We start from the raw sequence: 12079 nt of genomic DNA on the forward strand, positions 1-12079 counted from the left end.
GCCGGACGAGACCGTCCGGCGGTGCGTTGATCTCGACCCGAAAGGTTCGGCAGGAAGTGGCGATGACAACGAAGTGTGTGCGGCTGGTGCTGGCCGTGACGGGCCTCGCTCTCGCGCTCGGGTCCGTGTCGGCCTGCGCCGATGACTCGACGGCCAGTGCGCCGATCACCAACAACCCGGTCACGACGACATCGCTGTACTCGGCCGCTCCCTCGACGAGCGCGTCGCCGGGTTCTACATCCGAGGAGACCACCCCGTCCACGCCCGGCGGCACGTCGGAGCTGCCGGCGACCGAACCGAACCCCAGCACGAAGGTCCCGGCCAGCTTCCCCGGACCCAGCGGCCAGCCGCTCGACGACAAGGCCCGCGCGTATCTCGCCGCGTTGAAGCAGCAGGACGTCACGTTCATGGGTGACAACGACAATTCAGTGGCCCTGACGATGGCGAAGTACGTCTGTGGTGCCAAGCAGAAGGGCACCGACCCGAGCATGGTGAAGGCCTTCGTCACCGCCTCCGTGGGTCCGGGGGCGGACAACGTCGAGGAAGCGAACTCGAAGGCCGACAAGGTCATCCGCGCGGCCGAACAGCACTACTGCTGACGTGGCCGCTCGACGCAACGCCGCGGGCCGCACCCGGAAGGGTCCCGTCCGGCGGCTCGGCGCTTTCGCGCTGCTCCTCCTCGCGCTCGCGGTCATCGCGATCGTGCTCATCGTCGTGCTGGTCCTGGTGTGGCTGGCTCCGGGACCCGCGCCGATCGGCCCCGGCGGGCCGTCGACGACCCCGCCGTCGAAAGAACGGCCGGATGCACAGCCGGCGGACTGCCCGGACGTCCTGACCGTCGTCGTGCCCGGGACCTGGGAGTCCAGCGCCGACGACGATCCGTACGCGCCGTCGGCGAATCCGAACTCGTTGATGCTGCGCGTGTCGCGTGCCCTCTCGAATGACTTCGACTCGTCCCGCAGCGAGATCTACACCGTTCCCTACACGGCGCAGTTCCGGAATCCGACCAACCTCGCCGACCGGCAGGCCGACTACAACGTGTCACGCACGCAGGGGTACAAGCGCGCGGCGGGCAAGATCATCTCCACCAACGAACGCTGCCCGCTGACGAGCTACGTGATCATGGGATTCAGTCAGGGTGCGGTCATCGCCGGCGATCTGGCCAGCAACATCGGCAACGGCCGGGGCGTCCTCGAGGACGGTGACCAGGATCTCGTGCTGGGCGTCGGGCTGATCGCCGACGGTCGGCGCCAACCGGGTGAGCAGAACGACATCGAGCCGAGCCCGAACGGCGTGGGTGCCGAGATCGCGCTCGGCGGCATGGGCAACCTCGTTCCCGGCATCTCCATGACCGGCCCGCGCACCGGCGGTTTCGGCGACCTCCGTGACCGGGTTCAATCCATCTGCGCCCCGGGCGATCTCATCTGTGACTCGCCGACGATCGTCAACCCGCTGGCGGCGGTGTCGAAGCTGGCGAACGCGGCGTCGAACCCCGTCCACGCGATGTACGCGACCACCCGCTACTGGGAGAACGACGGTCAGACCGCGACCCAGTGGATGTACGACTGGTCCAAGGATCTCATCGAGGACGCACCCCAGCCGAAGCACAACTGACCGGCAGCCTGCCGGTCACGGCTGACCGGATAGAAGCGTCTTCAGACGCGACTCACCCGACCGCCCGCATCGTCGAACTAACCGGCCGGTAACCTCTTGTCGCGGCTGCGGCCGATTCGTTTGGCGGCGCCGTCACGCTGCATTAACGTGTTGGGCTGGCCCGAGGAACACCGCAGTGCGCCGCAGACGCCGCACGCGACCTCACCAGCCGGCGATCACGATGAGAGGACAGCGATGACGCAACCCCCGAGCGATGCCGGTGCCACCTCGGCCGGATTGCGGAGGTTCCGCTTCGGCGCGGGTGGTGAGGGCAACAAGGACGAGGGCGGTGCCCGCAAGTTCGTCAAGCTGGCGCAGACGGCCGAGGAATACGGTTACGACACCTTCGCGGTGCCCGACCACCTCGGCAACCAGGTCGGTCCGCTCGCGGCCCTCGGCGCGCTGACGCAGGCCACCAGCACGATCCGCCTCGCGACCTCGGTGCTGGCCAACGGCTGGCGTCATCCCGCCCTCCTCGCCAAGGAGGCCAACACGATCGACGTCCTGAGCAGGGGACGACTCGAGTTGGGCATCGGCGCGGGGTGGATGAAAGAGGAGTTCGACAAGGCCGGCATCGAATTCGAGTCGCCCGGCGTCCGCATCCGTCGCCTCGACGAGGCGCTGACCGTCCTCGACGGCCTGATGCGCGGGGAGACGGTGAACTTCGACGGCGAGTTCTATCAGATCAACGGCCTCGAGGGGAGTCCACGGCCGCGGCAGGGACCGCGTCCGCCGATCGCCGTCGGCGGCGGTGGACCCAAGATGCTCGCCCTGGCCGCCAAGCACGCCGACATCATCTCCGTCGCGCCCGGCACCACCACCGACGGCAAGATGAAGCTGTCCGACATGACCATCGAGAAGACCGCCGAGCGTGTCGACCGGATCCGGCAGGTCGCCGGCGACCGGTTCGACGAGCTCGAACTGAACTGGACGATCGCTGTCATCGTCATCACCGACGATCGGGTCGCCACCGCCGAGATGGCGCTGAAGGCGCTCGAACAGGGCTATCCGCCCAACATCGCGCACGACACCGAGTTCACCGTCGACGACGTGCTGACCTCGCCGTACATCGCGATCGGGAGCTTCGACGAGATCGCCGACCAGATCCGGGAGGTGCGCCGCCGCACCACCATGTCCTACGTAGGGGTGTTCCCCACGCAGATGGATGCTTTTGCGCCCGTGCTGGCGCAATTGAAGGGGGAGTAGGATGGCCGACGGTCTCGCGAGTCAACAGCGAGGTGACGGGTCGGTGAACCCGGGGGCGCGCGTCGAAGGGCGACGCGCGCTCATGCGAAGCCGAGCATGACGAACGCGAGTTTTTCGTTGGGTAACTGGACGTGCGCTACCGTATCCCGCGGTCGGCACAGGACGTGGACAGCAGGACTGCGTGGTGGTGTCGCCAAGACCTCGCCGGAGAACTGCGCCCGCGTGGGGGAGTCCACGAGGGGGCACAGGAGTAATGAATGCTGAGTACTGAACTCGAAGACTTTCTCGATGAGACCGGGAACATCTCTTTCACCGAGGAAGCGACCCTGGTCGACTACGTCGAGCAGAACGTCCGCGAACAGGCCGACACACTGGCCTACCGGTTCATCGACTACAGCCGCGAACGCGATGGCGAGCCCCAGGATCTGACGTGGGCGCAGTTCGGCAAGCGACTCCGCGCCGTCGCAGCACGTCTGCAGCAGGTCACCAAGCCGGGCGACCGCGTGGCGATCCTCGCGCCCCAGTCGCTGGAGTACGTGATCGGGTTCTTCGCGGCGCTCTACGCCAGCAACGTCGCCGTCCCGCTGTTCTCCCCCGACGAGCCCGGACACACCGACCGACTGCACGCGGTCCTCGACGACTGCAAGCCGACCGCGATCCTCACCTCGACGAAGTCCGCCGAGGCGGTGCGTGACTTCTTCGCGCCGCTGCCGGCCAAGGAGCGACCGCGCGTCATCGCCGTCGACGCCGTCCCCGACTCGGTCGGGTCGAGCTGGGTGGCACCGGTCGCCGGTCAGGACAAAAACAAGGACACCGTCGCCTACCTGCAGTACACCTCGGGTTCGACGCGCGTCCCGGCCGGTGTGGAGATCACCTATCAGGCGGTCGCCGCGAACGTGCTGCAGATCTCCGACACCATCGGCATCGATCGCAAGGCCCGCGGCGTCACCTGGCTGCCGATGTTCCACGACATGGGTCTGCTCACCGTGATCCTGCCTGCGCTCGGCGGCCGCTACATCACGATCATGAGCCCGCAGGCCTTCGTTCGCCGTCCCGGTCGCTGGATCAAGGAGCTCGCCGCCGCCGCCGACGGCGCGGAGACCTTCGCCGCGGCTCCCAACTTCGCCTTCGAGCACGCCGCCGCGCGCGGTCTGCCGAAGGAGGGCGAGGAGCTCGACCTCTCCAACGTCATCGGTCTGATCAACGGGTCGGAGCCGGTCACGGTCAGCTCGATGAAGAAGTTCAACGAGGCGTTCGCGCCGTACGGGCTGCCGAAGACGGCGATCAAGCCCTGTTACGGCATGGCCGAGGCCACGCTGTTCGTGTCCGCGACGCAGCGCGAGAACGAGGCGAAGGTCGTCTACGTCGACCGCGACGACCTCAACGCCGGCAGTTTCACCCTCGTCGACTCCGACGCGCCCAACGCGGTCGCGCAGGTGTCGTGTGGTCAGGTCGCGGTGAGCCAGTGGGCCACCATCGTCGACACCGAGACGGCGACCGAACAGCCCGACGGCCATGTCGGGGAGATCTGGTTGCATGGTCTGAACATCGGCGCCGGCTACTGGAACAAGCCGGAGGAGACCGAGGAGACATTCCACAACAAGCTCGTCACCCCGCTCCCGGAGAACAGTCACGCCGAGGGTGCGCCCGCGGACGCGATCTGGATGCGCACCGGCGACTTCGGGGTCTGGCTCGACGGTGAGCTCTACATCACCGGGCGAGTCAAGGACCTGGTGATCGTCGACGGCCGCAACCACTACCCGCAGGACCTCGAGTACAGCGCGCAGGAAGCCAGCGACGCGCTGCGCCCCGGCTTCGTCGCCGCGTTCTCGGTGCCGGCCAATCAGTTGCCGGGCGAGGTGTTCGAGTTCGCCGGCAGCGGTTTGAAGCCCGACGCCGACGACGCGTCCGAGCAACTGGTCATCGTCGCCGAGCGCGGACCCGGCCGCAAGGCCGACCCGCAGGAGGTCGCCGACACCGTGCGTGCCGCGGTGGCCCAGCGTCATGGCGTGATGGTCCGCGACGTCCTGCTGGTTCCGGCCGGCTCGATCCCGCGCACGTCGTCGGGCAAGATCGCGCGGCGCGCGACCCGTGCGGCCTACATCGACGGCAGTCTCCGGGGCGGCTACAAGCAGACGGCGTTCCCGGACGCCGAGTAGCGAATCTGCGGACCCGGGCGGGGTGAGTGCGTCGAGTTGCCGCGCCCGGACACCCCGCGGGCTGATAATGCACCCGGCACCAGTTCAGGTGCCCCGAGATCAGTAGTCTGGAAGCGATGTCTGAACTGAATACCGACGAGGCCCGCAGTATCGATTCCGCCGCGGCCGGCACCGATGGCGAGACCGCCGGTGACCTCACTGTCGACCAGCTTCGTGATTGGCTGCGCGAGTGGGTGTCACAGGCGACCGGGCTCCCCGTCGAGCAGATCGCCGTCGACCGTCCCATGGAGGAGCTCGGTCTCTCGTCTCGCGACGCCGTGGCGCTCGCCGCCGACGTCGAGGACAAGACCGGGGTGATCCTCACCGCGACGGTCGTCTACAACCATCCGACGATCGCCACGCTCGCGCAGCGCATCATCGAGGGCGATCCCGACGAGGGCGCCGACGGCGATGCGGACACCTTCTGGCGGCGCGAGCGCAACGCGGACGACGACATCGCGATCGTCGGGCTCTCGACCCGGTTCCCGAAGTCGGGCACGACGCCCGAGTCGACGTGGGACGCGCTGATCGCCGGCGTCGACGGTGTCTCGGACCTGCCCGCGGATCGGTGGTCGGAGTTCCGGTCCGATCCCCGGCTCGTCGAGATCCTCGACGCGGCCAACACCAAGGGCGGTTACCTCGACGACGTCCGCACCTTCGACGCCGACTTCTTCCAGATGAGCCCGCGCGAGGTCGAGATGGTCGACCCGCAGCAGCGTCTCGCGCTCGAGCTGACCTGGGAGGCACTCGAGCACGCGCACATCCCGCCGAGCGATCTCAAGGGCGCTCCGGTCGGTGTGTTCATCGGCTCCTCCACGAACGACTACCAGCTGCTGGCGACCCTCGGCCTGAGCGAGGGCGCCGAGGACACCGCCGCGTATGCGCTGACCGGCACCTCCACCGCGATCGTCGCGAACCGGGTGTCCTACTTCTACGACTTCCGCGGGCCGTCGATCGCCCTCGACACCGCGTGCTCGTCGTCGCTGGTGGCCGTTCATCAGGCCGTCCGCAGCCTGCGGACCGGCGAATCCGACCTCGCGCTGGCCGGCGGCGTCAACATGATCATCAACCCGGCGGCCACCCTCGGTTTCGACAAGATCGGCGCCCAGGCGGCGGACGGACACGTGAAGGCGTTCTCCGCCGACGCGGACGGATTCATCCGCGCCGAGGGCGGCGGATTGTTCGTCCTGAAGCGACTGTCCGACGCGCGTCGTGACGGCGACGACGTCCTCGCGGTCATCGCGGGCTCGGCGGTCAACAGCGACGGTCGCTCGAACGGCCTGCCGGCCCCGAACCCCGAGGCGCAGGTCGACGTCCTGCGGGACGCCTATGCCGACGCCGCGATCGATCCGCGCACCGTCGACTACGTGGAGGCCCACGGCACCGGGACCATCCTCGGCGATCCGATCGAGGCCGACGCCCTGGGCCGCGTGGTCGGTCGCGGACGCCTCCCCGGCTCGCCGATGCTGCTCGGATCGGTCAAGACGAACTACGGCCACATGGAGTCGGCCGCGGGCGCGGGTGCTCTGGCCAAGGTCGTGCTCGCGATGCAGCACGGCACCATCCCGGCGTCGCTGAACTACAGCGGCCCCAACCCGTACATCCAGTTCGACGCCAACAATCTCAAGGTCATCCCGGAGGCCACCGAGTGGCCGCGCTATTCCGGTCATGCCGTCGCCGGTGTCTCCGGATTCGGTTTCGGCGGCACCAACGCGCACGTCGTCGTCCGCGAGGTGCGGCCCGAGGATCTCGCGCCGGCGTCCGCGCCCGCAGGCCATGCGGGCGCATCCGAGTTGCCGGCGTCGGCGTCGCTCGTCGACGAACCCGATCTCGACGACGACGTCTACCTGACCGAGGCCGAGCGTGCCGTGCTCGCCGCGCAGGCGAAGAACGTCGATCCGGTGATCGAAGAGACCGCGTCGGATCCGGCCGCCGGCTTCGCACCGTGCGCGGTCGAGGGTTCGGTTGTGCCGCTGGTCATCTCGGGCTTCCTGCCGTCGCGTCGGCGCAAGACCGCCGCGGACCTGCTCGAGTGGCTCGAGTCCGACGAGGGACGGTCGACGCCGCTCGCCGACATCGGCCGCGCGCTGGCACACCGCAACCACGGACGCTCGCGCGCCGTCGTCATGGCCCGTACGCACGACGACGCGATCACCGGCGTCCGTGCGGTGGCCGAGGGCAAGAGCAATCCGCTTGTCTACTCGTCGGATTCGCCCGACGCCGCGTCCGCGGTCTGGCTGCTCTCCGGATTCGGTTCGCAGCACCGCAAGATGGCCAAGCAGCTCTACACCGAGAACCCGATCTTCGCCAAGTACGTCGACCGGGTCGACGAGCTGGTGCAGAACGAGCTCGGGTACTCGATCGCGGAGATGTTCGTCGACGACGAGCAGACCTACGGCATCGAGCAGAGCCAGGTCGGCATCTACACGATCCAGGTCGCGCTCGCCGACACCCTGCGGCACCACGGCGCCGAACCCGGTGTGCTCGTGCCGCATTCGATGGGCGAGGCCTCGGCCGCGTACATCAGCGGCGGCCTCTCGCTCGAAGACGCGACCAGGGTGATCTGCCAGCGCTCGCGCCTGATGGGCGAGGGCGAGTCGATGCTCCAGGGCGACGACATCCGCCTGATGGCGCTCGTCGAGTACAGCGCCGAGGACATCACCGACGTCCTCACCGACTACCCCGACCTCGAGATCTGCGTCTACGCCGCTCCGACGCACACCGTCATCGGCGGACCGGAGTCGCAGGTCGACGCCATCGTCGAGCGTGCCGAGAAGGAGGGCAAGCTCGGACGCAAACTGGCTACCAAGGGCGCCAGCCACACCTCGCAGATGGACCCGCTGCTGGGTGAACTGGCCTACGAGCTCACCGGTATCACGCCGCTGCGGCCCACCACCGGGTTCTACAGCTCGGTCGACCGCGAGGTCTTCTACCGCGCCGGCCACGAGCCCGTCCACACGATCGACTACTTCACCAAGGGCCTGCGCCACAGCGTGTGGTTCAGCCAGGCGATCGCGAAGTCGGTCGAGAACGGCCACCGCACCTTCCTGGAGCTCTCGCCGAACCCGGCCGTCCTGATCTCCGTTGCCGCGGTGACCTTCTCGGCTGGGCTGCACGACGCCGAGCTCATCGAGACGCTGCGGCGTAAGGAGGACGAGAGCTACGGACTCGTCAACGCGCTGATGAAGCTCTACGTGCACGGACATCCGGTCGACGTCGCGTCGCTGTTCGGTCGCGGTGGTCACGCGGCCATTCCGCGTACCCGCTTCGAGCGCAAAGAGTTCTGGCTCACCGCGAAGATCTCCTCGGGCGGCTCGGCCGGCACGGTCCCGGGATCGCACGTGGCACTGCCCGACGGCCGTCACGCCTGGGAGGTCAACGCGGCCGCGGTCACCGATCCGCGTGAACTGGTGCGTGCCGCGGCGGCCCAGGTCCTGGCGAATGCGGCTGTCGGGGCGTCGGTCGCGCACAGCGCCATCCCGGCATCGGGAACCCTCACGACGACGCTGAGCCCGCATCCCGGCGGTGCGGCGGTGACCGTGCACGCCAAGGCGGACAAGAACTTCCAGCTGCTGTTCGAGGCGGCGGTGACCGGTGACCTCGACGACACCGCAGGCGAGGTCACGGCCGCGCCCGCAGCCCCGAAACGGTCCGGTGCCGAGGTGTTCGCCGATGACACGGTGGTCGTCGAGGACGACGTCGTCGACGACATCGGCAACCGATGGAGTCCCGAATCCGGTGAGACGGTGGGTGATCGGCTCGCAATCATCGTCGGCGAGTCCATGGGCTACGACCCCGAGGACCTGCCGCGCGAGATCCCGCTGATCGAGCTCGGTCTCGACTCGCTGATGGCGGTGCGGATCAAGAACCGCGTCGAGTACGAGTTCGACATCCCGCAGCTGCAACTGCAGGCGATGCGCCAGGCGAACCTCGCCGACGTCGAGAAGTTCGTCGACTTCGCGGTGACGCATCGCGATCAGCTCGACGATCTCGCCCAGAATGCCGCCGGCGGTGGCGAACTCGACACCGCGGCGCTCAATGCCTACATCGACGAGCAGAACGCCGGCGGTGGTGAGTCGGCAGCCTCCGCACCGGCCGGCCAGTCCGACAAGCCCGGCGAGCAGTCGCCGGAGCCGAAGCGGCACATCGCCGAGGATCTGGCCGACGTCGAGCAGGCGGTCGCGAACTCGCCCGAACCGGAGGTGTCGTCACGCGAGGAGGCGGTCGAGGAGTCGGCCGCTCCCGCGGCAACCCCGAAGCCGGCCACCGACATCACCTCGCAGCGGGCCGTCGCCGAGGCGGCCGGCTCGGACGTGCCGCCGCGGGATGCCGCCGAGCGATTGACCTTCGGCACGTACGCGGTGGTCACCAAGGCCTCGGCCGGCGGCATCTTCAACAAGCTGCCGGTGCTGTCGGAGGACGTGGCCCAGCAGCTCACCGATCGCCTCAACGAGCGTACCGGCGGAGATCTCGACGTCGAGGACATCCTCGACTCCGAGACGATCGAGGAGATGTCGAACTACGTGCGCGAGCATCTCGATGCCGGCGCGTCGACCGACGGGTTCCTGCGCTACCTGCGCCTCGTCCCGGACGGCAAGAAGGTCTATGACCCGTCCGCCGGCGATCCTACGCCGATCCTGCTGTTCCATCCCGCGGGCGGGAACACCTCCGCCTACGAGGCGCTGCTGAAGCGTCTGCCGGCGGACCGGCCCGTCATCGGCTTCGACCGTGGAGTCGAGGGATCGATCGAAGACCGTGTGCGCGAATACCTTCCGCGCCTGCGTGAGCTGCAGCCGAACGGCCCGTACGTGCTGGTCGGCTGGTCCTTCGGCGGTGCGCTCGCCTATGGCGTCGCGCAACTCCTGCGTGAGGCCGGGGAAGAAGTTGCCTTCGTGGGCCTCATCGACGTGGTGCGCCCTCGCGCGGACATGACCGAGACGCCGGACAGCAAGCGGGCGCGGCTCGAGCGCTGGAAGGAGTTCGCGATCCGCAACTACGACCTCGACCCCGATGTACCGATCCCGATGGATCGGCTCGTCGAGGCCGACGACGAGGGGCAGTTCGCGATCATCATGGAGATGATGTCGATGTCGGGCACCAAGATCCCCGGCGGCATCATCGAACACCAGCGGACCTCGTTCATCGAGAACCGCGTGCTGAGCAGCATCGCGCCGGAACCCTACGACGGCAAGGTCGTGCTGTACCGGGCCGACAAGATGCACGCCGGCGCCGTCGAACTCGAACCGCAGTGGGCCGAGATAGACGAAGACGGCCGCTGGGGTGAGGTCGTCGACGACCTGGAGATCATCCACGTCGGCGGTGACCACCTCTCGATCGTCGACGAGCCGTACATCGCCAAGATCGGCAACGACCTGGCCGCGCGGGTCGGACGGCTCGATGAGCAGTAGCGGCACGGCTGCTCATCGTCAATCAGTGGTCGCGTAGAAAGTGAGACACCGTGGCTGACACCACCGCAGGCAAGCTCGCCGACCTCCGTCAGAAATTGGAGGCCGCTCGCGAGCCGGGAGGCGAGAAGGCGCTCGCGAAACGCGCGGCGAAGGGGATCTGTTCTCCGCGTGAGCGTCTGAGCATGCTCTTCGATCCCGGGACCTTCGTCGAGATCGGTGCGCTGGCGAAGATGCCGGGTGCGGCCGAGAGTGGTTACGGCGACGGCGTGGTCACCGGACACGGGCTGGTGCACGGGCGCCCGGTGGCGGCGTTCTCCCACGACCAGTCGGTCTTCGGCGGAACCGTCGGTGAGATGTTCGGCCGCAAGGTCGCCTCGCTGATGGAGTGGGCGGGCAAGATCGGCTGCCCGATGGTCGGTATCAACGACTCGGCCGGCGCGCGGATTCAGGACGCCGTCACCTCACTCGCGTGGTACGCCGAGATGGGTCGCCGCAACGATCTGCTCTCCGGTCTCGCGCCGCAGATCTCGGTGATCCTGGGCAAGTGCGCCGGCGGCGCGGTCTACACCCCCGCCAACACCGACATCCTGGTGGCCGTCGAGGACAAGTCGTACATGTTCGTGACCGGACCCGATGTGCTGAAACAGGTGAACGGCGAGGAGATCTCGGCCGAGGACCTCGGCAGCGCGCACAATCAGGCGCGGTGGGGCAACATCCATCACGTCGCCCCCGACGAGAAGTCCGCGTTCGACTGGGTCCGTGAGTACCTGCAGTACATGCCGTCGAGTGCCTACGAGCGGCCGCCCGTCGTCAACCCGGGTCTCGAGCCGGAGATCACCGAGTCCGATCTGTCGCTCAACGACTTCATGCCCGACAACGACAACGCCGGGTACGACATGCACGACATCATCATCAAGCTGTTCGACGACGGCGCCTTTCACGAGGTGGGAGAGTTGTTCGCGCCCAACATCATCACCGGGTACGCACGGGTCGACGGCCGGTCGGTGGGTGTGGTCGCCAATCAGCCGAGCGTGATGTCGGGTGTGCTCGACACCGACTCGTCGGAGAAGGCGACGCGTTTCGTGCGCATCTGCAACGCCTTCAGCATCCCGTTGGTGTTCCTGGTGGACACCCCGGGCATCCTCCCGGGTCTCGCGGAGGAGCAGAAGGGCACCATCCGACGCTCCGGCCGCTTCCTGTACGCCTACGTCGAAGCCGATGTCCCCAAGGTGACCGTCGTGCTGCGCAAGGCTTACGGCGGCGCCTACGCGGTGATGGGCAGCAAGCACCTCGGTGCCGACGTCAACTTCGCCTGGCCGACAGCGAAGATCGCGGTGATGGGCGCCGAGTCGGCGGCCGCGGTGCTGACCCGACGCCAGACCGAAGGTCTCTCGGCCGCCGAGGCGGACAAGATCCGCCGCGAGTTCATCGACTTCTACAACACGATGATGGCCACCCCTTACCTCGCCGCCGAGCGTGGCTACGTCGACGCGGTCATCGAACCCGCCGAGACCCGGTTGCAGCTCCGCAAGGCGTTGGCGCAGTTGCGCGACAAGGAGGTCCTCAAGACCCCGCGCAAGCACTTCCTGATGCCGATCTAGCGACGGGCCTCGC

General features: G+C 68.0%; 6 protein-coding genes. All 6 read left to right on the forward strand.

Going from position 1 to position 12079, the window contains the following annotated elements:
* Nucleotides 1-62: 62 nt before the first annotated feature.
* Entirely contained in the window at nucleotides 63-599 is a 537-nt protein-coding gene (locus KB201_RS11085) for a DUF732 domain-containing protein (RefSeq protein WP_058251122.1), read from the forward strand.
* A 1-nt stretch (nucleotide 600) separates the two neighbouring features.
* Nucleotides 601-1614, forward strand: coding sequence for a cutinase family protein (locus KB201_RS11090; RefSeq protein ID WP_058250936.1), 1014 nt, complete (start codon nucleotides 601-603; stop codon nucleotides 1612-1614).
* Between the two features lie 234 nt (nucleotides 1615-1848).
* Complete coding sequence (locus KB201_RS11095) at nucleotides 1849-2859, forward strand: LLM class F420-dependent oxidoreductase (protein ID WP_058250937.1); 1011 nt, start codon at nucleotides 1849-1851, stop codon at nucleotides 2857-2859.
* Between the two features lie 257 nt (nucleotides 2860-3116).
* On the forward strand, nucleotides 3117-5018 hold the full coding sequence (gene fadD32 / locus KB201_RS11100; RefSeq protein ID WP_058250938.1) for a long-chain-fatty-acid--AMP ligase FadD32: 1902 nt from the start codon (nucleotides 3117-3119) through the stop codon (nucleotides 5016-5018).
* Nucleotides 5019-5134: 116 nt separating this feature from the next.
* Nucleotides 5135-10465, forward strand: coding sequence for a polyketide synthase Pks13 (pks13, locus tag KB201_RS11105; protein ID WP_058250939.1), 5331 nt, complete (start codon nucleotides 5135-5137; stop codon nucleotides 10463-10465).
* A gap of 50 nt (nucleotides 10466-10515) precedes the next feature.
* The gene (locus tag KB201_RS11110) at nucleotides 10516-12066 is read left to right on the forward strand and encodes an acyl-CoA carboxylase subunit beta (protein ID WP_058250940.1); all 1551 of its coding nucleotides are present in this window, start codon (nucleotides 10516-10518) and stop codon (nucleotides 12064-12066) included.
* Nucleotides 12067-12079 lie beyond the last annotated feature (13 nt).

The organism is Gordonia sp. SCSIO 19800, assembly GCF_018132775.1.
Taxonomy (GTDB): Bacteria; Actinomycetota; Actinomycetes; order Mycobacteriales; family Mycobacteriaceae; genus Gordonia; species Gordonia hongkongensis.

What these genes read in the sequence shown, in the direction of transcription:
- KB201_RS11095 (WP_058250937.1), top strand. Translation starts at nt 1,849, where the DNA reads ATGACGCAACCCCCGAGCGATGCCGGTGCCACCTCGGCCGGATTGCGG.
- KB201_RS11085 (WP_058251122.1), top strand. Translation starts at nt 63, where the DNA reads ATGACAACGAAGTGTGTGCGGCTGGTGCTGGCCGTGACGGGCCTCGCT.
- fadD32 (WP_058250938.1), top strand. Translation starts at nt 3,117, where the DNA reads ATGCTGAGTACTGAACTCGAAGACTTTCTCGATGAGACCGGGAACATC.
- pks13 (WP_058250939.1), top strand. Translation starts at nt 5,135, where the DNA reads ATGTCTGAACTGAATACCGACGAGGCCCGCAGTATCGATTCCGCCGCG.